This window comes from Sphingomonas oligophenolica (assembly GCF_039522915.1).
Taxonomy (GTDB): Bacteria; Pseudomonadota; Alphaproteobacteria; order Sphingomonadales; family Sphingomonadaceae; genus Sphingomonas; species Sphingomonas oligophenolica.
In genome coordinates this window covers 17,094-38,702 of sequence record NZ_BAAAEH010000061.1, presented here as the reverse complement: position 1 = coordinate 38,702, position 21,609 = coordinate 17,094, and the positions used below count along the sequence as shown (strand labels likewise).

24 protein-coding genes are annotated in these 21,609 nt (G+C 64.8%); 16 read left to right on the top strand and 8 right to left on the bottom strand.

From position 1 onward, the window contains the following. Window positions 1–106 precede the first annotated feature (106 nt). Window positions 107–853: a triose-phosphate isomerase gene (tpiA, locus tag ABD050_RS26920; RefSeq protein ID WP_343892659.1), complete on the top strand. Its 747-nt coding sequence runs from the start codon at window positions 107–109 to the stop codon at window positions 851–853. 116 nt (window positions 854–969) lie between these two features. Here tpiA and ABD050_RS26915 read toward each other — a convergent pair whose 3' ends face one another. Beyond that, window positions 970–1,836: a hypothetical protein gene (locus ABD050_RS26915; RefSeq protein WP_343892658.1), complete on the bottom strand. Its 867-nt coding sequence runs from the start codon at window positions 1,834–1,836 to the stop codon at window positions 970–972. Between the two features lie 443 nt (window positions 1,837–2,279). Here ABD050_RS26915 and ABD050_RS26910 point away from each other — a divergent pair, with 443 nt between their 5' ends. The 10 genes from ABD050_RS26910 to ABD050_RS26865 all read left to right on the top strand — a co-directional run bounded on the left by ABD050_RS26910 (window position 2,280) and on the right by ABD050_RS26865 (window position 9,352). Continuing rightward, window positions 2,280–2,498, top strand: coding sequence for a hypothetical protein (locus ABD050_RS26910; RefSeq protein ID WP_343892657.1), 219 nt, complete (start codon window positions 2,280–2,282; stop codon window positions 2,496–2,498). A 52-nt stretch (window positions 2,499–2,550) separates the two neighbouring features. Then, window positions 2,551–3,876: an RHS repeat domain-containing protein gene (locus tag ABD050_RS26905; protein ID WP_343892655.1), complete on the top strand. Its 1,326-nt coding sequence runs from the start codon at window positions 2,551–2,553 to the stop codon at window positions 3,874–3,876. Window positions 3,877–4,206: 330 nt separating this feature from the next. After that, on the top strand, window positions 4,207–4,767 hold the full coding sequence (locus ABD050_RS26900) for a transposase (protein WP_343892654.1): 561 nt from the start codon (window positions 4,207–4,209) through the stop codon (window positions 4,765–4,767). 229 nt (window positions 4,768–4,996) lie between these two features. Then, entirely contained in the window at window positions 4,997–5,398 is a 402-nt protein-coding gene (locus ABD050_RS26895; protein WP_343892653.1) for a hypothetical protein, read from the top strand. Between the two features lie 71 nt (window positions 5,399–5,469). Continuing rightward, a complete protein-coding gene (locus ABD050_RS26890; protein WP_343892652.1) occupies window positions 5,470–6,006 on the top strand; it encodes a DUF2244 domain-containing protein in 537 nt (178 codons plus the stop codon). 53 nt (window positions 6,007–6,059) lie between these two features. Then, window positions 6,060–6,260, top strand: coding sequence for a hypothetical protein (locus ABD050_RS26885; protein ID WP_343892650.1), 201 nt, complete (start codon window positions 6,060–6,062; stop codon window positions 6,258–6,260). After that, window positions 6,257–6,739 carry a copper chaperone PCu(A)C gene (locus tag ABD050_RS26880; protein ID WP_343892649.1) on the top strand — a complete coding sequence of 161 codons (483 nt, stop codon included), beginning with the start codon at window positions 6,257–6,259 and terminating at the stop codon, window positions 6,737–6,739. The genes ABD050_RS26885 and ABD050_RS26880 overlap by 4 nt, the downstream gene beginning before the upstream one ends. Continuing rightward, window positions 6,726–7,367, top strand: coding sequence for an SCO family protein (locus tag ABD050_RS26875; protein ID WP_343892648.1), 642 nt, complete (start codon window positions 6,726–6,728; stop codon window positions 7,365–7,367). Before ABD050_RS26880 ends, ABD050_RS26875 begins: the two co-directional genes overlap by 14 nt. A 263-nt stretch (window positions 7,368–7,630) precedes the next feature. Next, entirely contained in the window at window positions 7,631–8,281 is a 651-nt protein-coding gene (locus ABD050_RS26870; RefSeq protein WP_343892647.1) for a hypothetical protein, read from the top strand. Between the two features lie 402 nt (window positions 8,282–8,683). Continuing rightward, a complete protein-coding gene (locus tag ABD050_RS26865; RefSeq protein WP_343892646.1) occupies window positions 8,684–9,352 on the top strand; it encodes a helix-turn-helix domain-containing protein in 669 nt (222 codons plus the stop codon). A gap of 231 nt (window positions 9,353–9,583) precedes the next feature. Here ABD050_RS26865 and ABD050_RS26860 read toward each other — a convergent pair whose 3' ends face one another. Then, window positions 9,584–10,960, bottom strand: a complete 1,377-nt coding sequence (locus ABD050_RS26860) for a leucyl aminopeptidase family protein (protein ID WP_343892644.1) — start codon at window positions 10,958–10,960, stop codon at window positions 9,584–9,586. Beyond that, the gene (locus tag ABD050_RS26855; RefSeq protein ID WP_343892643.1) at window positions 10,960–12,372 is read right to left on the bottom strand and encodes a serine hydrolase domain-containing protein; all 1,413 of its coding nucleotides are present in this window, start codon (window positions 12,370–12,372) and stop codon (window positions 10,960–10,962) included. Before ABD050_RS26855 ends, ABD050_RS26860 begins: the two co-directional genes overlap by 1 nt. Before the next feature lie 165 nt (window positions 12,373–12,537). Between ABD050_RS26855 and ABD050_RS26850 the strand changes: the two genes are divergently transcribed. Both ABD050_RS26850 and ABD050_RS26845 read left to right on the top strand, forming a co-directional pair. Then, window positions 12,538–14,919, top strand: coding sequence for a membrane-bound PQQ-dependent dehydrogenase, glucose/quinate/shikimate family (locus tag ABD050_RS26850; protein WP_343892642.1), 2,382 nt, complete (start codon window positions 12,538–12,540; stop codon window positions 14,917–14,919). A gap of 176 nt (window positions 14,920–15,095) precedes the next feature. Then, on the top strand, window positions 15,096–15,374 hold the full coding sequence (locus ABD050_RS26845; protein ID WP_343892641.1) for a hypothetical protein: 279 nt from the start codon (window positions 15,096–15,098) through the stop codon (window positions 15,372–15,374). Here ABD050_RS26845 and ABD050_RS26840 read toward each other — a convergent pair. Beyond that, window positions 15,371–15,718 carry a hypothetical protein gene (locus tag ABD050_RS26840; RefSeq protein WP_343892640.1) on the bottom strand — a complete coding sequence of 116 codons (348 nt, stop codon included), beginning with the start codon at window positions 15,716–15,718 and terminating at the stop codon, window positions 15,371–15,373. The two genes, ABD050_RS26845 and ABD050_RS26840, sit on opposite strands and share 4 nt — an antisense overlap. A 76-nt stretch (window positions 15,719–15,794) precedes the next feature. Beyond that, window positions 15,795–17,126 carry a 30S ribosomal protein S12 methylthiotransferase RimO gene (gene rimO, locus ABD050_RS26835; RefSeq protein ID WP_343892639.1) on the bottom strand — a complete coding sequence of 444 codons (1,332 nt, stop codon included), beginning with the start codon at window positions 17,124–17,126 and terminating at the stop codon, window positions 15,795–15,797. Window positions 17,127–17,250: 124 nt separating this feature from the next. Between rimO and ABD050_RS26830 the strand changes: the two genes are divergently transcribed. Genes ABD050_RS26830 through ABD050_RS26820 form a run of 3 tightly spaced genes read left to right on the top strand, consistent with a single transcriptional unit; the run spans window position 17,251 to window position 19,285 of the window. Further along, complete coding sequence (locus ABD050_RS26830) at window positions 17,251–17,523, top strand: pentapeptide repeat-containing protein (protein WP_343892638.1); 273 nt, start codon at window positions 17,251–17,253, stop codon at window positions 17,521–17,523. Continuing rightward, entirely contained in the window at window positions 17,520–18,092 is a 573-nt protein-coding gene (locus ABD050_RS26825; RefSeq protein WP_343892637.1) for a DOMON-like domain-containing protein, read from the top strand. The genes ABD050_RS26830 and ABD050_RS26825 overlap by 4 nt, the downstream gene beginning before the upstream one ends. Then, the gene (locus ABD050_RS26820; protein WP_343892636.1) at window positions 18,089–19,285 is read left to right on the top strand and encodes an exo-beta-N-acetylmuramidase NamZ family protein; all 1,197 of its coding nucleotides are present in this window, start codon (window positions 18,089–18,091) and stop codon (window positions 19,283–19,285) included. The genes ABD050_RS26825 and ABD050_RS26820 overlap by 4 nt, the downstream gene beginning before the upstream one ends. 137 nt (window positions 19,286–19,422) lie before the next feature. On the opposite strand, the gene ABD050_RS26815 is transcribed toward ABD050_RS26820, so the two are convergent. The 3 genes from ABD050_RS26815 to ABD050_RS26805 form a co-directional block, all read right to left on the bottom strand. Next, window positions 19,423–19,557, bottom strand: a complete 135-nt coding sequence (locus ABD050_RS26815) for a hypothetical protein (RefSeq protein ID WP_343892635.1) — start codon at window positions 19,555–19,557, stop codon at window positions 19,423–19,425. 179 nt (window positions 19,558–19,736) lie between these two features. Next, entirely contained in the window at window positions 19,737–20,426 is a 690-nt protein-coding gene (locus ABD050_RS26810; protein WP_343892634.1) for an immunity protein Imm33 domain-containing protein, read from the bottom strand. Next, window positions 20,426–21,604: a vWA domain-containing protein gene (locus tag ABD050_RS26805; protein ID WP_343892633.1), complete on the bottom strand. Its 1,179-nt coding sequence runs from the start codon at window positions 21,602–21,604 to the stop codon at window positions 20,426–20,428. Before ABD050_RS26805 ends, ABD050_RS26810 begins: the two co-directional genes overlap by 1 nt. Window positions 21,605–21,609: the final 5 nt, after the last annotated feature.

Here is a 21,609-nt window from a genome sequence, read left to right as displayed (position 1 = left end):
CGAAGCCGCTTTACGGGGAGCGATGCGCTCCTTCAAGCTTGTGCGATTCCGGCGGCACGTTATCGGCTGGCCGGCAATAAGGACTGGGGCAGGAAGGAGAAGGCTTTTGGCACGACGCAGGCTGGTTGCTGGCAACTGGAAGATGAATGGCGATCTCGCCGCGCTGGCCGAGCTGGACGGAATCGCGGCAGCGGCCGCGGCGGCGCCGGGGCTTGACGTCGCGATCGCGGTGCCGGCGACGCTGATCATGGCGGCGGCGGCGCGCACGGCCGGCCTCGCGATCGGCGCCGAGGACGTGCATCCGGCGGAGAAGGGCGCGCATACCGGCTGTATCTCGGTGGGGATGGTGCGTGATGCCGGGGGTCGCTTCTCGATCGTCGGGCACAGCGAGCGCCGCGCCGATTGCCATGAGACCGACGCCGAGGTCCGCGCCAAGGCCGAGGCGCTGCACCGGGGCGGGCTGAGCGCGATCCTGTGCGTCGGCGAGACGCTGGCCGAGCGCGACGCGGGGCAGGCCGTTCAGGTGGTGACGGGCCAGCTCGCCGCCTCGCTGCCCGGGGGCGCCGCGGCCGGGTGGCTCTCGATCGCCTATGAGCCGGTCTGGGCGATCGGGACGGGGCGGACGCCGACCGTCGGCGACGTGGCGGCGATGCACGGCGCGATCCGCGAAGAGTTGCGGGCGCTGGTGGGGAACGAGGCCGAGCGCATTCGCATCCTCTATGGCGGATCGGTGACGGGGGACAATGCGGCCGAGCTGCTCGGCGCGGGTGATGTCGACGGCGCGCTGGTCGGAGGCGCCAGCCTGACCGCGGCGAAGTTCGTGCCGATCATCGAGGCGGCGGCGCTGGGCTGAACGATCGGGGATCTCGCGACCTGTCAGGCGGGGCTCCGGCGAGACCGGCGTGATCGCGACAGCAGGCGTCTGTGCCCGCCATGATGCAAGGACAGGGGAAGCAGGGCTGACCTCCATCATCTGATCTTGGGCCGACGGGCGGCGGGCGGGACCAGCCACTCCGGGGGACCCGGCGTGATCGGGGCGTAGACCGGGATGTGGAAGATGGCGCGGGGAGGCTCCTCCGGGACCGGCAGCGGCACAGGCAGCGGCGGCGGCGGGGACTTCGGGGGGCGTCCTGGGTTCGAAGCCGGGTCTGGCGCGGGGGGCGGTTCCGATATGGGCTCCGGATCGGCCTCGGGCTTTGTTGCGGCGCCCGGTTCCGGCTCCGGTTGAGCAGCTTCGGGCTGCGTCTGGCATGGCTCCGCTCGAAAGGGTGACTCGGGGTCGTTAACGCGGGCGAGCGCGCGTTCGAACATTTCGATGATGCCGGGCTCGTCCTTGTCTTCCGCCTGGCCGCCCCATTTCTTCGGCTGGCGGACGCGGAGCCAGTTCAGCGCGGCGACCGGATCGGGCGGGAGATGCTCAGTGCAGGTCGCGTAGACCGGATCGGGGTCGCCGGCATGCTTGAAGACTTTGGTGCGCTGGACGGAGCATCCGACGGCGCGGGAATAGAGCGCGCGTTCGACCCGGGCATCGGCGTGCTCCTTGCCGGCGACGACCGCCTCGGCGAATTCCTCATGCGTGTTGCGCCAGCGATAGATGGTGCGGACGCACACCCCGAAATGCTCGGCGAGCTCTTCGTCGGTGGCGCCGAGGCGGCACATGGCGCGGGCCTGATCGGCGAAGTCTGGGCTGTAGATCATGGCGCCGGGGTAGCGCGGGTTGGGTTGGGGTTGAATCGCGGTGGGCGGAGTCAGAATGTCATGAGGGTTGCTGACATTTTTGGGTGGGGAGGTGTGTGCAGATTTATTATTATAAATCAATAGGTTGATCGACCGCATTTGGAGGGTAGGCAAACTGGCACCGAAATCCTCGGTCTCGGTCGCAGGTCAAGGCTGCGATGGATATCGAGACCGGCTGCTGGCAGATGGCACTCTGATCCAGCGTGCTCCCCATCGCCGCCGTCAAAAACACGCAACGGATGCACCACCGTGCCATCGGGTGGATCCGGCCGCGTAATGATTTGAGATATCGCCATTTTGGATGTTCCGGTGATTTCCGCCTTGCCTCGAACCCCTGTCTTTCATCTACTCCGGAGAGGCTCAACCGAGTCGCTTCTTCGAGCGACTTCTCTTTCGACGTTTCGACAGCGTTACACGTCTGCATATCCGGCCATTGCGGTCAGGTGACTGCCTGACCTCAACCGGGGGGTTGCAATGTTGGATTTCGCATGTTCTTTGTTTGTTCTCGGGCCGGGCTCGGCCAAACGGTGGGGAAATCGCACATGCCACGGAAGCGAATCATGGAGCTTGTGGTGATCGGCGCGCTGATCGCAGCGGCCGGCATCGCCAGCGCGTCGGAAACGATCACCTACACCTATGATGCCAAGGGCAGGCTCATCCTTGTGCAGCATAGCGGCACGGTGAACAACAATGTGGTGGCGAACTATACGTTCGACACGGCCGACAACCGGCGAAACATCAAGGTGACCGGCGCGCCGTAGCGGCCGCCTCACCGACTCCAATCCATATTCATTTTTCATGGGAGGACGAACGATGTTCGCGCGCGCCTTTCTTGCATCCACTGCCATCGTCGGGACCGGCTTTGCCTTGCCGGCAATGGCGCAGACGATACCTCCGGCGCCCGTGCGCCAGTCGGTCGATCCCAATGGCGTCGATCTGTTCCTGGGCACGGTCAACGTGGACGGTCCGGCCCTGACCGCCGGTGCCGCCGGCTCCCCATCCATATCCTATTACAATGTGTTTCGAGGATCGGCCTTTGCCGATAGTGTCACCGCTCGCTTCTATATCAGCGGCAGCACCGTCACGATCAGCTTTGGGACTGAGTCCGATCGCTTCACGGTTTCCGGAACGACTTATAGGTCCACGGAAGGAAGTGGAGCGACGCTGACTTACAACGCGACCACCACGATCTATTCCTACACGACATCAAGCGGCGTCGTTTATCATTTCAAGAATCAGTGGGGGACGAATGGCGCGCAGGGTGGCGTGGCCGATATCGTTTATCCGTCGGGTCGGACGCTGACTTATACATATCAGCAGTTCGTCCGCTGCAAGACTCACCTCCTCGACGATCCTTCGACCTGCACCCAGTACGTCGCAAGCTATGCGCTGTCGAAAGTGGTGAGCAACGACGGCTATGAGCTCGACTTTAATCGCGAAGGCGACACCGACGAGTTCCCGGGCCAATTCCTCGGCGTTTCGATGAAGAATACCGTATCCGGTTCGACGACCGTGCGATCGCAGACTTATGACGATCAGAGTATCGACGGCACCGTTCAGATTACCGACCAGATGAGCCGCCTGACGAAATATCGTTTCAGTCTGGCCGGCGTGGTGGGGATCACCCATCCGGGCAGGACCGCGGAAGACGTTACGATCATCTATGACACGTCGAACCGCGCGGCGAGCGTGACCAATCCGGTCGGCACCACGACCTATGGCTATGCCGACTCCGCCGGCGTGCGAACGACGACCGTGACCGATCCGGGCGGGCACTCCACGGTCTATACATTCGATATCGCCTCGCAACGCATGCTGTCGATAACCAACCCGTTGAGCAAGACAGTCAGCAAGCAATATGACACGAGCGGTCGCCTCACGCGGGTGACGGCGCCCGAGGGCAATTACACCCAATATACCTATGATGCCCGTGGCAACGTTACCGAGACGCGTACCGTGGCGAAGAGCGGATCGGGCCTGGCAGATATCGTGACGGCCGCGGGGTACGACACCACCTGTGCCAACACGGCCACCTGCAATAGCCCCAACTGGATCAGAGACGCGATCGGCAACCAGACCGACTACACCTATGGAGCGGATTTCTCACAAACGAGAGAAGGCATATGTCGTCAAGAATGAAGAAGTTCTGGATCGGAACGTGTTCTTTCATGATTATTGCATTTCTGATCTCTAGAACTATAACCATTAACAACTTGAATGCGGATTTTTATACATCTCTGGCACTATTTGCTGCGCTAATATCATATTTTCTGTTTACGCTAAATATGTTAAAAAAAGTACATCGTGGAATACGATTTATTTTAGTTTCGATAACGCTTGCTGTGGTATTTTTTCTAAGCGTAATTGACCATAGATTTTCTATAATATTTTTCATTTTTTGGGTGCTTGTATTAATAGATTCGTGAGTTCGTGCATGCGCCGGAGCTCGTCTCTTATACCTCTGATCATGTGATTACGGTGACAGTGCACGAATTGCGCGAGCCCATCGCGTCATGCTATGTCCGCCATCGTGGCACGGCTGGCACGCGCAGTCTTTCCCGGGCACCGCACCACGTGACCCAGCGCGGCAATGGCCGTGCGCAGACCTTTTTCGAGGATGGCGATCATGCGCTGTACCGCGACCTGCTGGCCGAGCATTGCGCGGCGGCGGGGGTCGCGGTCTGGCCGTGGGTGCTGATGCCCAATCCTGTTCATCTGATCCTGGTGCCGGGCGATGCCGACGGGCTCAGGCGGGCGCTGGCGGTGGCGCACCGGCGTTATGCCGGCCGAATCCACGCCCGGCTGAAGCGCACCGGCCATTTCTGGCAGGGCCGGTTCGGCTGCGTCGCGATGGACGAGGCGCATCTCGGCGCGGCGCTACGCTATGTCGCGCTCAATCCCGTGCGGGCGGGCCTGATGGAGCGGGCGGTCGACTGGCCCTGGTCGAGCATCCATGCCCAGCTCGGTCGCGACGATGGCCTGACCGACGCCGCGCCGGTGGCACGCGCTATCCCGATTTCGCGGCGCTGATCGCCGCGGGCGAGGAAGAGGAGATGGCGGGGCGCCTGCGCCGCGCCGAGACGATCGGGCGGCCGATTGGCGACGCTGCTTTTCTCGCGGGGCTTGAACGGGACGCCGGGCGATCGCTTGCGCCGGGCAAGCGGGGGCGCAAGAGCGCTAAAAGTGCATTGTCGCCGTAATATGTCTGGCCCCTCAATCGGAGATGACTTTCGATTGCGGAGGATCTAATGACGCCGCCATGGGAGCAGTCCGCAACCTTGTCAGGCAGCATAAGCGGCTAGCGTTCGTGCTGGTCGCCTGCGTGCTGTTCGCCAAGGTTATGATTCCCTCGGGCTTCATGCCCGCCGCAACCAGCCACGGCATCGTCATCCAGATTTGCACCGGCATGGGGCCGGCGGCCTTGACGATGACGATCCCCGGCCTGCCGGCGCCGCATGACGGTCACAAGGGCGGCAAGGCCGAGAGCCCTTGCGCCTTTGCCGGCCTCAATGCGCCCTCGCTTGCCGGCGCCGACCCTTTCCTGCTCGCCATCGCCGTCCTGTTCGTCATGGCGATGGGTATGCGCGCGGTGCGACCGCAGGCGCTTTCTTCGACCGACCATCTGCGACCGCCGCTGCGCGGCCCGCCCGCCCGCGCCTGATCCTTCGCCACTGATGTGAACGCCAGCGTGCGGGGCCTCGTGCCCGCGCGCTCGATCAGGACAGCATTTTCATGGCATATCAGCTTGCCGGTCATGGCGACCGGGAGGCAGCGTCGGCTCATCTCGAGCGGGTCACCGATGCCCGTTTCGCGCCGCGCAGCTTCAGACTCGACATGGTTTCCAACCGTTCGTTCATGCCGGAACGAACCAATCTCATCCTCCTCGGCTTCGGCACCGCGCTCGGCCTGATGTCCTTGCGCTTCGTGCTGCTTGGCGCCTGGCCAGTGGCAATCTTCGCGCTACTCGACCTGACGGCACTGGGCGGCGCGCTCTTCGCCTTCCGGCGCAGCCACGTCCCGGCCGAGACGCTGACGATCGCCGACGGGCAGATCGTCCATCTCGCGATCGACGCGCGAGGCCTTGAACGTCGCGCGACAATGCCAGCCTATTGGGTGAGGCTCGAGGCGATCGAGCGCTCGCCGCTCGATCTGACCTTGTGGCTGCGGTTCCGGGGGCAGCGGCATCCTGTCGGTCAATGTCTCGGACTCGACGAGCGCCGCGAAGTGGCAAAGCTCATCGACCGCGCGCTCGGCGGGTGGCGGCCATGAGTGCGGTGCTTGAGGCGCCGCCTTTCGTCCGGTGGCTGCGCCGACAGCGCCGAATGACCTGGCGCGCGATCTTCCTGTGTTCGCTGCTGTGGATCGGCGAGGCCGCTCCGGAGACCGACACCCTGTTGCCGAACCGGCTGGCGGAGGCGCCGACGCCCGCCGGGCAATGCCGCTTCGCCACAGCGCCGCGGGCGATCGACGCGCTCGCGCGGCCCGATGCCGCCGCGCCTTCCAACACGGAGTCCAGTTCATGAAACCAGCTTCCCTCGCGCCATTCGCGCTCGCCATCCTCATCGCCGCCCCGCTTGCCGCTCACGAATACAAGCTCGGCCCGCTAGCGATCGCTCATCCGTGGGCCCGCGAAACTGCTGTCGGCCAGACCGTCGGCGGCGGCTTCACGACGATCGCGAACCGCGGCGCGCGCGACGATCGCCTGCTGGCGGCGACGAGCCCCGTCGCCGCCCAGGTTCAGCTTCACACCATGAGCATGGATGGCGGCATCATGCGCATGCGCCAGGTGACGGACGGCATCCCCATTCCCGCGCACGGTGCGGTCGAGCTCAAGCCCGGGGGCCTCCACATCATGTTCATGGGGCTCGTGCATCCCCTCCGCCGGGGCGAGCGCATCCCCGCCACTTTGCGCTTCCAGCATGCCGGCAATGTCCGTGTGGAATTCCTGGTGCAGCCGGTCAGTTCGAGCGAAGCGGGGGAGGCTGGCCATGGAGGACATTGAACCCGAGGCGAGCGAGCATCTCGAGGAGACGGGCAGCGGGTCGCCGCGCCGAATCCTGTGGCTCGTCCTGCTGCTCGTCGCGGTCGTGATCGCGATCAGCGTCTTCAATCGTGGAACCGGCCTGGGCGATCCGGCAGGCGACTACGCCCATGCCTTCGGCGGACCGTTCACGCTGACCGCGCCCGATGGTTCGACCGTCACCGAGAAGACGCTCGCGGGGAAGCCCTACGCGATCTTCTTCGGCTATACTCGCTGTCCCGACGTGTGCCCGACCAGCCTCGCCCGCATGGCGCGACTGAGAAAGCAACTCGGCGCACAGGCCATGAAGTTCGCCATCGTCTTCGTCTCGGTCGATCCGGGCCACGACAAGCCCGCTGACCTTGGAAACTATGCAGCGCTGTTCGGCACGCCGATCCTCGGCCTGACCGGCACCGACGCCCAGCTCGAGCAGATCAAGAAGGGCTACGGCGTCTATTCGGCCAAGGTGCCGCAGCCGGGCGGCGACTACACCATCGACCACACTGCCGCGATCTACCTGATGACCGCCAAGGGCGCGTTCGCAGGCACCATCGACCATCAGGAATCTGACGCGATCGCGCTCGAAAAGCTGAAGCGCCTGATCGCGTGACTTCCATTCAACAGCGGGGATTACGGTGGGGATTACGGGGATTACGGGATTACGGTGACAGTGCACGAATTGCACGCGCCGACTCCATCTTGGAATGCACCCCTGTGGTGAGACACGATACTCACAGCGCGCAGCTCTTGCGCGCGACGCGGGGTCATCGTCGGACACTGTTTCCGTCCCGGTCGAGATAGTTTCCGCGCGAAGGACCTTCACGAGAGCTTTACCCCCGACCGGTATCGCAGCCGCGTACGAAGGGAGCGGGAATGAGGGGAAGTACAGTCTTCGCGACGGCGCGCGTCCGCCCGCTGCTCCGTCGAGCCATTCCGCTGCTCGCCCTGGGTGCGCTGCTGTCAGGCACCTGCTCGGCCGCGACGGCGCAGTCGTGGCAATGCCACGCGCCGCAGGGGACCTATGACGAGCGCGATATCGATGTGCCCAGGGCGGCAACGCAGTTCACCGGCGCGATGACGATCCACAAGGCGCCGGGGCCCGGCCAGTGGAATCCGACGGCGACAATTGCGTTCAACGACCTCGGGCTCGCCGATTCCGGATGCCATTGCAACGGTATCGTCGCCACGCTGTATCCGGACAATCCCGCGTCTTTCCTCGTTTCCCTCTCCGCCGATGGCAAGGAAACCCCGCTTGGGCTCGTCCCCTACGACAAGCCGGTAAAGTTCAACCTCACCTTCACCTGGGACGGCAAGCTGAGGCTCGAGGTGGGGACCGGAGTCGTGACCGGCACGTCGTCAACGCCGCTGCGCAACAATCTGCATCTGAGCTGTTCGACCGCCGATGTCGATTTCGAGGTTGCCGTCATTCCCCCGGTTCCGCCCGCGCCTGAACGGTGCCCCTTCGCCGCGCAGGAGCAATGGGCGCAGGCTGATGTCGAGCGCTATTGCAAGATAGGCGGCTAGCGGGATTGCCGCGCCGGTTAACCCGACCCTTCACCGCCGCCCGCCGGCCCTTGCGGTGCTGCGCGACCGCCCGACCGCCGTTCATCGCACGAAAGCGCCTGCGCCGCGGCGGCCGTCCGCGGCATCGGGCCGGCTTCGGGTGCCGTGCTTGTGATGAAAGGCAATATTCCGTAGCGGAACAGGATAAGAAACGTCATCGACTGGGTTGCCGCGCATGTCGAATCTGAAGATGGATTTCCGCCAGCCCAGCGCCGGGCTGGCCGATCATTTCTCGTTTTTCTATCATTTCCAGCAAAGCGACGATCGCTTCGAGGCGGTCGACCGCGCCGATTATGCGCAGTTTCGCTTCATTCTGCAGGCCGCAACGCCCGCTATCGCTTTGTCGACGGTACCGAGCAGGCAATGCCGGACATCTATATCCTGGGCCCGACCACGGGATGTTCGAACCTGAGCTGCGACGGCACGGCCGAGGCGATCGGCGTCGGGCTGATGCCGCATGGCTGGGCGGCGTTGGTGCCGATGGATGCCTCGGCGGCGGCGAACCGGTTGTTCGACGCGAAGGATCTGTTCGGCGACATCGTCATCGAGACCAGTGAGAAACTGCGCGCGACGCAGGATTTCGATGCGCGGGTCGCGATCTTCGAGACGATGCTGGTCACGCTGATGAACCGGCAGAAGCCAGGCTATCAGGCGTTCGTGAGCCAGGTGAACGCATGGCTCGCCGAGTCGACTGCGCCCGATCTCAACGACCTGGTCGCGCTGACCGGCCTGTCGCTGCGGCAGGTCCAGCGCGGCTGCAACCGCTATTTCGGTTCCCCGCCCAAGGAGCTGGCGCGCAAATACCGGGCGCTGCGCGCGGCGGTGGCGATGACGCATGGCGATCCCGATCTCGAGGAGATGCTGGTCGACGGTTTCTACGACCAGTCGCATGTGATCCGCGAAATCAAATATTTCACCGGCATGACCCCGCGCGCCTTCGCCGAGCATCCGACCGAACTGAACCGCGAGATCGCCAAGCGCATCGCGCTTGAACGGCAGAACCCGCTCAGGCGCAGCGGCGTGATCACCTGACGCGGAGCGCGTCGCGGAGCTGGGATCGCGCTGGACGGTTCTCCGCACATCAGCCCCGAAGACGAAGATGTTCACGCGAAGACGCGAAGGCGCGAAGATGTATCGCTGGAGGGAGACGGCCCTCCTTCTCTTCGCGCCTTCGCGTGAACTACCTGTATTTCCTATTGTCCCCGGCCTTCGCCCGGGAAGGGAGGATGCCCGGCTCGCGGGCGGTGATCCGGCGAATGCCGGTCAGCAGTACCGCGCCTTCAGCATTGCCCATGCCGCCCTGAGGCCGAGCGCATCGCCGCCCTTGGGACGGCCGGGCCTGGCGGCGGGGCGCCAGGCGAAGGTGTCGAGATGCGCCCAGGGCGTGCCGTCGGGAACGAAGCGGCGCAGGAACAGGGCGGCCGTGACCGCGCCAGCGAAACCGCTATCGGGCGCGTTGACCATGTCGGCAATGTCGGATTTGAGCATCTCGTCATAGCCATCCCACAAGGGCATCCGCCAGAGGGGATCGTCGACCTCCCGGGCAGCGGCGAGGAGGGCCTCGGCGAGCGGTTCGTCATTGACGAAGGTGGCGGGGAGATCGGGGCCGAGCGCCGTCCGCGCCGCGCCGGTGAGGGTGGCGAAATCGAGGATCAATTCGGGCTTGTCCTCGCCGGCCCTGGTGAGCGCGTCGCCGAGGATCAGCCGGCCTTCGGCATCGGTATTGGTGTTCTCGACCGTCAGCCCCTTGCGGGTGGCGAGCACGTCGCCGGGGCGGAAGGCATTGCCCGCGACCGAATTCTCGACCGCCGGGATCAGCAAATGGAGCCTGACCTTCAATCGCGCGGCCATCACCAGCCCGGCAAGCGCGAGCGCATGCGCCGCGCCGCCCATATCCTTCTTCATCAGCCGCATGCCCGAGCTCGGCTTGATATCGAGCCCGCCCGAATCGAAGCACACGCCCTTGCCGATGATGGCGATGCGGGGATGTTTCGGATCGCCCCATTCGAGCTCGATCAGCCGCGGCTCGCGGCCCTTCGCCGCCGCCTGGCCGACGGTGTGGATCATCGGATAGCCCTTGGCGAGCGCGTCGCCCTTGGTGACGGTCAGCACGCCGTGATGGGCGTCGGCCAGCATCCTCGCCTCAGCCTCGAGTTCAGCGGGGCCGAGATCGGAGGCGCCGATATTGACGAGGTCGCGCACCCTGGCGGTGGCTGACGCGATCTTCAGGGCGTCGGCGATCCGCGCCGGTTCGCCGGAGAGCAGGATGCGCGGCCCTTCGCCTTCGGGCTTGCGGTAGCGATCGAAGCGATATTGGCCGAGCACCCAGCCGAGCATCGCCGCGCCGGCCTCGGCGCCCGAGAGCCGGTAGGCGCCTTCGGGAAGCGTTTCGGCGAGCCGGGCAAGGTCCCACACGCCGAGCGCACCGTCGTCAACAGCGAGGGCGACCGACCAATCGTCGCTGTCGCCCGGCAGGATGGCGCTGCTGCCCGGCTTGCCGCTCATCTTCTGTGCCGCGACCGCCGCCCGGGCACGGGGCGGCTGGGCGTTGAGCCAGGCGGCGAAGCCCGTCGCCGCCACGATCTCGATCGTGCGCGCGGCCTGGCCGCGATCGGGCTGGAGCAGGTCCCGCGCCGACATCAGGACACCGCCGGCGCGACGAGGAATTGCTCGTAGCGGCCCTTGTCGCCGGGTTCGGCATAAGTGGTGATGACGAAATCCTTTTTGCCGAGGTGCACCTTGTAGTTGCGGTTGACGAAGCCGCCGCGCAGCCGCGTCTTGCCGGTCTGCACGAAGGAGACAGGCTTGCCGAGCGGCGCCAGGCTCGATTTATAGTCGCCGAGGGTGAGGTCAGTGAAATAATAATTGCTGTCCTCGGTCATCAGCGAACGGTCGAGGGCGCCGGTGCGGAGCTGATCGAGCATCGCGCGGGCCCGGGCCAGCGCAGCGGTGTCGGCGGCGTCGGCCGGGGGCGGGGGCAGGACGGCTTTGGCGATCGCCTGCTCGATCGCGCCGGTGGCATTGCCCGACCAGCTGTTGGTCAGGACGACGATCGCTGCCTTCTCGTCGGGAAAGACGATATTCTCGGAGAGAAAGCCGACCGCCTCGCCGCTATGCTCGACATAGCGGCGGCCGCCGGTGGCGCCGGTCGAGACGCCGAGGCCATAGCCGTTTGACGACCCGTCAGCGAGCTTCACCGGGGTTTCCTGCAGCTTCCAGTCTTCGGGGGTGAGGATCGTGCGATCGATCCGGGCGACATCCCATTTGGCGAGATCGCGCGCGCTCATCGACAGCTCGCCGGCGGCGAACAGCCAGCCGGGCGCGGCGGGGGTGACGGGGCGAACCGGGCCGAGCGCGGCGCGGCCATAGCCTTGCGGGAAGCCGGGGCCGATCGCGCGATCCTGATCATAGGCAGTGATGCCCAGCGGCGTGAAGATGCGGGCCTTCAGGAAATCGAGCAGCGGCTGGCCGGATATCTTCTCGACGATCAGGCCGGCGACGACATAGCCGGTGTTCGAATATTGCCACTGAGTGCCGGGGGTGAAATCGAGCGGCTTCTTCGCCCAGCGATCGATGATTCCCTGGGGCGAGACGGGCGTCGCCATCGCCTTGAAGCTGTAATCCTGCGGCCAGTAATCCTGCAGGCCAGCGGTATGGCTGAGCAGCTGGCGGATGCTGATCGTGTCGCCGGCGGTGATATCGGGGATGTATTTCGAGACCGTGTCGTCGAGGCTCAGCTTGCCGTCATGCTGGAGCAGCAGGATCGCGGCGGCGGCGAACTGCTTTGAGATCGAGGCGATCTGATAGGGCGCGTCGTCGCGCGCCACGGGCGTGGTTTCCGATTGCCTGCCATAGGCGCGGGCGAAGACGATCTGCCCGCCGCGCACGATGGCGACCGATGCGGAGGGAACGCCGCTGGAGGCGAGGTTTTTCGCGACGATCCTGTCGATCTGGGCGGTTTCGGCCGGGGTGAGGGCCTGGGCGAGAGCGGGAGCCGATGCGATGCAGGCGATGGCGGCGGCGAAGGAGAGAGCTGAGCGGAGCGACGTCATTGAATATCCCGAAGGCCTGGGGGTTACATAGTAGATGATGCAACCCCCCGGGCGAGGCAAGCCGCTTCGCCGCCTGGTTCATGACGGTTTTGTCATGGGAACATCAGCGATGCTGGCCGGTTGCATGATCGGGCTTAGCCGACAGATAGAACAGGGAGAGGCGAGATGGGCCGAAATCGCAGTTGGGCGGCGTTCATCGTCGGCTCGGTGGTGGGGCTGATCGGCCTGGTCCTCGCGGTTGGCGGGGCGTGGCTCGCGGCTTTGGGCGGCTCCATCTATTATGTGCTGACCGGCGCGGCAATGCTTGCGTCGGGCGTGCTCTTGATCCGTCAGCGCCTGCTCGGGGCCTGGATCTATCTCGCCGTCGTCGCGCTGACGATCCTATGGGCTTTCTTCGAAGCCGGGACCAACGCCTGGGCACTGGTGCCGCGCATCGTCGCGCCGATCGTCCTGCTGATCGTGGTGATCGCCGTGATGCCGACCCTGTCGACGGCGGCGAACCGATGGAAGCTGGCGCTCGGATCAATGGCGGGGGTGCTGATTGCGACCGCGCTGTTGTTCGTCGCCCTCGGCTCGGTCGATTCAACCGCCATCGCAGCGCTGCCAGCGCCGCAGGCGCCTGGCATGGGCGATCCTTCCGGGCAGGCGACCGGCGCTGACTGGCCGGCTTATGGCGGCACCTACAGCGCCCGGCGCTTCTCGCCGCTGGCCGAGATTACGCCGGCCAATGTCAGCGGGCTGAAGCGGGCATGGATCGCGCATACCGGCGACATGCCGGCCACGCCGGACGCGGCCAAGATGTACGGCGCCGAGACGACCCCACTGAAGATCGGCGACACGCTTTATCTCTGCTCGGCCAAGAACATCATGCTGGCGCTCGATGCGGGGACAGGCAGGCAGAAATGGCGGTTCGATCCGCAGGTGCCGGACAAATGGATTCCCTACACCGCTGCCTGCCGCGGCGTTGTCTATTATGCGGTGCCGGGGGCAGCGGTGGGAAGCGCCTGCGCCCAGCGCATCCTCGAAGGCACGCTCGATGCCCGGTTGATTGAGGTCGATGCGCTGACCGGCAAGCCCTGCGCCGATTTCGGCACCAACGGCCAGGTCGACGCCAAGATCGGCATGGGCAAGGTCTATCCCGGGCTGGTCTCGATCAATTCGCCACCGACGGTGGTGCGCGGCATCGCCGTGGTCGGGCATCAGGTGCTCGACGGGCAGGAGCGCTGGGCGCCCTCAGGCGTGATCCAGGGCTTCGACGTCGTCTCAGGCAAGCTGCGCTGGGCCTGGGACATGATGCACCCCGACTGGAACGGCGCGCCGCCGCCAGGACAGGAATGGGCGCGGGGCACGCCCAATATGTGGACGGCGAGCTCGGGCGACGAGCAGCTCGGCCTGGTCTATCTGCCGATGGGCAATGCAGCGGTCGATTATTGGAGCTCGAAGCGCCGCCCGCAGGAGGATGCGTTCGCAACCTCGCTGGTCGCGCTCGACGTGACGACCGGCAAGCCGCGCTGGCATTTCCAGGCAGTGAAGAAGGACGTGTGGGATTATGACTTCGGCAGCCAGGCGACGCTGATCGACTATCAGGGCACGCCCGCGCTGGTGCTGCCGTCGAAGCAGGGCGATCTTTATGTGCTCGACCGCCGCACCGGCCGGCCGCTCACGCCGATCGGGGTGATCAAGGCGCCGGGCGGCGGGGTCGAGCCGGGGCAGCGCGCGCCGACCCAGATCGTCTCGCTCTGGCAGACTCTCCGCAAGCCGCCGCTCACCGAACGCGACATGTGGGGCATGTCGCCGATCGACCAGATGCTGTGCCGGATCCAGTTCCGCCGTGCGAGCTACAAGGGCTTCTTCACGCCCCCCGAGACCGACCGCCATTCAGTCGAATATCCCGGCTATAATGGCGGCAGCGACTGGGGCGGGATCGCGGTCGACCCGGTGCGCGGGGTGATCGTCGCCAATTACAACGACATGCCCAATTATGTCAGGCTGGTGCCGCGTGCCGAGGCCAACAAGCTGAAATGGTTCACCCGCGAGCAGAATGGCGGGCCGACGCCGGGCGCCGAGGGCGCCGGCGATCCGCAGGCCGATTCACCCTATGCGATCAGCGTCAATGCGGGGTGGCGGATGAAATATACCGGGCTGCTGTGCAAGCAGCCGCCTTATGGCGGCATCCGGGCGATCGATATCCATAGCGGCAAGACCCTGTGGGATCGCCCGCTCGGGACGGCGCGCAAGAACGGGCCGTTCTCGATACCGTCGGGGTTGCCCTTCCATATCGGGACGCCGAACAATGGTGGCTCCGTGGTGACGGCGAGCGGACTGATCTTCGTGGCCGCCGCGACTGACGACCTGATCCGGGCGATCGACCTCAAGACAGGCAAGACTCTCTGGTCCGACGTGCTGCCGGCGGGTGGGCAGGCGACTCCGATCGTCTATCAGCAGGGCGGCCGGGAATATCTGGTGATCATGGCGGGCGGGCATCACTTCATGGAGACGCCGATCGGCGACTCAGTCGTGGCCTATGCGCTGCCGGCGCGTGGTTAGAGAAGGCCTGGTCGCGCTGCAGAAGTAATTGTCCTGATTCATGAAGTTAAGCTCAAATAACATTCAAATCGGTTCCATAATCCCTTGAATATGGAGTAAATGAGAGGATGCTCCCCGCCATGACGCCGGGTAACAAGCCCGGAGTCGATTGCGGTGTCCGAGGGGAGGTTATCTTCATGGGATATGCATTTCTGGCAATGATGGGCTGGTGCGGGACGAAATGGCCGGGCTGGTGGCGTGGGCCGCACCCCGTGCCGGATCCCGAGCCCTGGTGGGATCTCGCTTACGGGATCCTCGGTGCGATCGGCGGCATTGCCTCGGGCGAGATTTTCCGCCCGGTCATCGGCGAGGCGGGTGTCATGACCACCGCCTTGACGGCCTTCTTCGGCGGGACGTTCGTCGCGAGCGCCGTGGGTGCGGTGATGGCCCTGGGAGGCCGCAAGACCGCCGGTTAGGACGTGCCGTGTTTCTCGCGGCGGATCGTCTGGGTGCCGGCCTGCAGGGATTCAGCCTTGCAGGCCGCGCCGCGCGCGCCGGTCGTCATGCAATAGGTGCTGCCGGCGCCGATGCTGGTGACGGTCGCGACCTCGCCCTTCGTCACGGTGAGCGATTGCGGCTGCGCGCCGGGATCGTCGAAGCGGAAGACGCATTTGCCGCTCGAGCTGTCCTTGCAGGTGAAGGCCGCCGTGCCCCGCGCGCCGTCAACCTCGACTGAATAGGAAATCCTGTCGACCTGGCCGCGCCCGCAGGCAGCGAGCGGGATGGCCAATGCTGCCGCCAGAAGCACCGACCTGCTCATTGCCGCCTCCTTGCTTGAACTCTATTTGGTGTATTATAGCATCAACACACAGTCAATGCGGAGGCGCGGGGGAGGCTCAGGCGGGCACGCCGAACAGGTCGTGCTCGTCGGCATCCTCGATTGCGACGCTGACAATGTCGCCCTGGGCGAGATGGCGGGCGTCGCGGAGATGGACCTCGCCGTCGATCTCGGGTGCGTCGGCCTTGGAGCGGCCGGTGGCGCCGCCGCTTTCGGGGTCGACCGCATCGATGATCACGTCGAGGGTGCGGCCGATCTTCGCCTGGAGCTTGTCGGCCGAGATGCGCGCGGTCAACTCCATCAGCCGGGCGTAGCGCTCTTCCTTGATCTCCTCCGGCACCGGGTTGGGCAGGTCGTTCGCCGCGGCGCCCTCGACGGGCTCGAAGCGGAAGGCGCCGACGCGGTCGAGTTGGGCTTCTTCGAGCCAGTCCATCAGATAGCGGAAATCATCCTCGGTCTCGCCGGGGAAGCCGACGACGAAGGTAGAGCGGATCGCGATATCGGGTTCGATCGTCCGCCAGTTGCGGATGCGTTCGAGGATCTTCGCTTCGTTGGCGGGGCGCTTCATCGCCTTGAGCACCGCGCGCGAGGCGTGCTGGAACGGAATGTCGAGATAGGGGAGGACGAGCCCCTCGGCCATCAGCGGGATGACCTGGTCGACATGCGGATAGGGGTAGACATAGTGCAGCCGCACCCAGGCGCCGAGCTTGCCGAGTTCGCGCGAGAGGTCGGTCATATGGGCGCGGACCTCCTGGCCGTGCCACATACGCGGCTGGTGGCGGATATCGACGCCGTATGCCGAAGTGTCCTGGCTGATGACGAGCAGTTCTTTGGTGCCCGCTTCGATGAGTTTTTCGGCTTCGCGCAGGATCGCGTCTGGGCGGCGGCTGACGAGATCGCCGCGGAGCGACGGGATGATGCAGAAGGCGCAGCGATGGTTGCAGCCCTCCGAGATCTTCAGATAGCTGTAGTGGCGCGGGGTGAGCTTCAGCCCGGCATCGGGAACGAGGTTGAGGAAGGCGCTGGGCGGCATCGGCGCCGCCTCATGGACCGCGCCGACCACTTCCTCATATTGGTGCGCGCCGGTGACGGCGAGGACATTGGGGAAGCGGGCGCGGATGACGTCCGCTTCCTTGCCCATGCAGCCGGTGACGATGACCCGGCCATTCTCGGCGATCGCCTCGCCGATCGCCTCGAGGCTCTCCTCCTTGGCCGAGTCGAGGAAGCCGCAGGTGTTGACGAGCACGACATCGGCACCGGCGTAATCCGGGGACATGGCATAGCCGTCCGAGCGGAGCTTGGTGAGGATGCGTTCGCTGTCGACCAGGTTCTTGGGACAGCCGAGCGAAACCATGCCGATTTTCGGCGGGGTGGGGAGGATTGTTGCCATGGGAAGCGGCGCACATAGGCCATGTCGAGCGATTTTTCCAGCCGCTGCGGATTCGGTGCGTGTCGTGGTTGGAATCCTGCCTGATTGGGCATAGCCAGATCGGGCAGCCAATCGGGGTCACGCCATGAAATTGCATCAGACACGCGCGCCGCTCGAGGCGCTCGATTGCAACCTCGCCGGCTCCTCTTTCGAGGATGTCGATTTGTCGTCAGCGGCCTTTCGGAACGTCACGCTGGTCGGGGCTTCGATCAGCGACGCCAATCTGGCGGGCGTGTCGATCAGCGACGCCAACCTGGCGGGCGTGACGATCACGCATTCAGCGGTCGAGGAAATGACGATCGACGGCGTTCGCGTGGGGGAATTGTTCAGGGCGTATTGGGCTTCGCAGGAGACGTGAAGGGGCGCCGCCTTCCTTCGTCCGCGAAGCAGCGGTTTGAACTCATTCCGCACCCCGATTTTCCGAGCCGGGCGGTTCGTTCGATTTCGGTTGAAGTATGGAAAGCGAATGGCAGCCTCGAACTAAGATATCATGTGCGCGGCGCGCTTGAGGATGTGCTCTGGCCAGAGCCAACAGAGATCGGGCGCGCGGATCGCCTGTGGGAACATACCTGTTTCGAGGCGTTCGTTGGGTCGCCCGGAAAGCTGGAATATACCGAACTCAATTTCGCACCGTCGGGGCAATGGGCGGCATATGGTTTCGAGGATTATCGCGCGGGCATGTGGATCGGCTTGGAAACGGTCGGCAGCGTTGGTTGCTTCGATAGGCCGGATGGAGTCGCCTTGTGGTGTTCCGCCTATTTGATGGCCTTGCCGTATCGACGGGAGTGGCAACTCGGCCTCTCCGCCATCATCGAGGCCAAGGACGGCACCAAATCCTATTGGGCGCTCGCGCATGCGCCGGGCCCGCCCGATTTCCACAACCGGGATTGCTTTACCGCCCGCCTCGCGGCACCCAGCGGGGCATGAAATTCGGTATCGATCGCCTGCTCGCCGACCCTGTCTTGCGCAAACCTTTGGAGGGCAAGCGGGTCGCGTTGCTCGCGCATCCTGCCTCGGTCACCGCTGACCTCACGCATTCGCTCGACGCGCTGGTGGCGAGCGGGCTGAACGTCAGCGCCGTCTTCGGGCCGCAGCACGGGGTGCGCGGCGACCTGCAGGACAATATGATGGAGTCGCCCGACTTCACCGATCCGACCTACGGCATGCCGGTGTTCAGCCTTTATGGCGAGGTACGGCGGCCCACCGGCCAGTCGATGGGCACATTCGACGTGATGCTGGTCGACATGCAGGATCTGGGCTGCCGCATCTACACCTTCATCACCACCTTGCTCTATGTGCTCGAAGCTGCCGCCGAGCATGGCAAGGCGGTCTGGGTGCTCGACCGGCCCAATCCCGCCGGGCGGCCGATCGAGGGGCTGACCTTGCTGCCAGGCTGGGAGAGTTTCGTCGGCGCCGGCCCGATGCCGATGCGGCACGGGATGACTTTGGGCGAGCTCGGGCGCTGGTTCATCGCCACGCGCGGGCTCGACGTCGAGTACTGCGTGATCGAGATGCAGGGCTGGGAGCCCGAGGCCGCGCCGGGGTTCGGCTGGCCGAGCGACCGGGTGTGGATCAACCCGAGCCCGAACGCACCCAATCTGGCCATGGCGCGCGATTATGCCGGCACGGTGATGCTCGAGGGCACGACGCTTTCCGAGGGGCGCGGCACGACGCGGCCGCTCGAACTGTTCGGCGCACCCGATATCGATGCGCGCGCGGTGATGGCGGCGATGCGGACGCTGGCGCCGGAGTGGCTCGCCGGGTGCGTGCTGCGCGACATCTGGTTCCAGCCGACCTTCCACAAGCATGTCGGCCAGCTCTGCAATGGCGTGCAGATCCATGCCGAGGGGCCGGCCTATGACCATGCCGCGTTCCGGCCCTGGCGGGTCCAGGCGCTTGCCTTCAAGGCGATCCGGCAGCTTTATCCGGATTATCCGCTGTGGCGCGATTTTCCGTATGAATATGAGTTCGGCAAGCTCGCGATCGACGTGATCAATGGCGGGCCGGGCTTGCGCCTATGGGCCGATGACGGGGCGGCGATCCCGGCCGATCTCGATCGCGCTGCCGGTGTCGATGAAAGCGCCTGGACCGAAGTGCGGCAACCCTATCTGCTGTACTGATGCCGGTCGGGGCGGTTGCGCCATAGCCCGGCGCCTCCGGTCGGGCTGCGTTGCGCTGACTCGTCCGACAAGACGGGCCAGCGAGGTGACGGCGCGGCGGCGGTCTGCATCGCCATGGCCGCCGGCCGAGACGCCCGTCAATCGCGCTTGGTGGGCCGACCCGTATTGCGCTCAATGAAGCTGATGAGCCCGCATCCGACGATGAACGAAATCATCGCGAAGAGCACCAGGTAGAGGAAAGCGTCCGTGGTCAAACTCGGCATGTCGATCATCCTTGTCGCTGACATGGACGATTTTGCCGTCGCAAAGCGGAGTCGCCTTGACCAAAGTCAAATCATGCCGTGCGCCCGTACCCGCCAATCGCGCGGCGAGCCATAAGGTGGGCCGGATCGCGTCGCAGGTTAAAAAAAAGACCCGGGCACCGCTCGCCGTGCGCTGACATGCGATGCCTTCAATCAGCGCAGGCTTCGAATAGCCCGGTTTCCCAGTTACGCCTGAACCTTGCCCCGACCGGCGCATCGATCAGGTGCAGCCAGCCATCATCGCGATTCAGGACGACGCCGAGCGCGATATATTCTGCCTTCCTGTCGTCGAGCTCAGCATCAGTGGCGTTGCGATCGTCACCCCTGATACGCCATCCGCTGTCCGGATAGCTATCGTCCGGGTCAGCCATGTCGGGCTCCTCGCGGTAAATATAGTCGACCTTGACCCCGTCATCGACCACGCATCGGTCGACCAGACAGCGCTCCCAATATTCACGTCGCTGCGCTGCCGGCGGCGGCGGCGTCATCCGCGCCTCGTCCCAGATGATGTCGATGACGTCCGAGCGCCTGAATTTCACGACATCGCCGGCCTCGAGTTGCGGCATGTCAGAGGGATGATTGTCGAGGGTCCCGGTCAACCAATCGCGATCCACTGAGGTGATGGCCACCCACATCCTTTCCGCTTGCCATATCCGTCCCGGGGGAATCGAGCGAAAGACGATCTTCGCCAGGTCGCCGGGCGCGAGCGCCAGCAGCTCATTTTCGCCAGGCAGGAAGTAGGTGTAGGGCGCTCCCTCGGCGATGGGCCGCGGATCATCGATCTCGTAGCGACCGAACCATCGGCGCCATTGGCGTTCGATCGGGCCGGGCAGGCGCATTACCGCTTCCGCGTGAGCTCGCGCATCGCATCGTCGAGGCCGGCCAATGTCAGCGGGTACATGCGGTCGTTCATCAACTCGCGGATGATCCTGACCGACTGCGAATAGCCCCATTGCTGCTCGGGCACGGGATTGAGCCAGACCGCTGCCGGATAGGTTGTGGTCAGCCGGTGCATCCACACCGCACCCGATTCCTCGTTGAAATGCTCGACAGAACCGCCGGGATGGGTGATCTCGTACGGGCTCATCGAGGCGTCGCCGACGAACACCAGCTTGTAATCATGGCCGAATTTGTGGAGGATATCCCACATCGGCGTGCGCTCGGTGAAGCGGCGGCGATTGTCCTTCCACACGCCTTCATAGGGGCAATTGTGGAAGTAGAAGAATTCGAGATTCTTGAATTCAGTGGTCGCGGCCGAGAACAGTTCCTCGCAGAGCTTCACCCAGGGATCCATCGAGCCGCCGACATCGAGGAACAGCAGCAGCTTCACCGCATTATGCCGCTCGGGGCGCATCACCACGTCGAGCCAGCCCTGGCGCGCGGTGCCGTCGATCGTCGCGTCGATGTCGAGCTCGTCGGCGGCGCCTTCGCGCGCGAAGCGGCGCAGGCGGCGCAGCGCGATCTTGATGTTGCGGGTGCCGAGTTCCTTCGTGTTGTCGAGATTCTTGAAGTCGCGCTGGTCCCAGACCTTCAACGCCCGCTTGTGCTTGCTCTCGCCGCCGATCCGTACCCCTTCCGGGTTATAGCCCGAATTGCCGTAAGGACTGGTGCCGCCGGTCCCGACCCATTTGTTGCCGCCCTGGTGGCGGCCCTGTTGCTCCTCGATCCGCTTCTTGAGCGTCTCCATGATCTCTTCCCAGGAGCCGAGCGATTTGATTGCTTCCATCTCCTCGGGCGACAGATATTTCTCCGCGACCGCGCGGAGCCATTCCTCGGGGATCTCGGCGTTCTGCGTGCCAAAGGTCGTGGAGATTCCCTTGAAGACCTTGGCGAAGACCTGGTCGAACCGGTCGAGCAGGCCTTCGTCCTTCACGTACACGGCGCGGGAGAGATAATAGAAATCCTCGGGCGTCCGCTCGATCACGTCGCGGTCGAGCGCCTCGAGCAGGAGGAGATGCTCCTTCATGCTTGCCGGAATGCCGGCGGCGCGGAGCTCATCGAGGAAGTTCAGGAACATCGCGC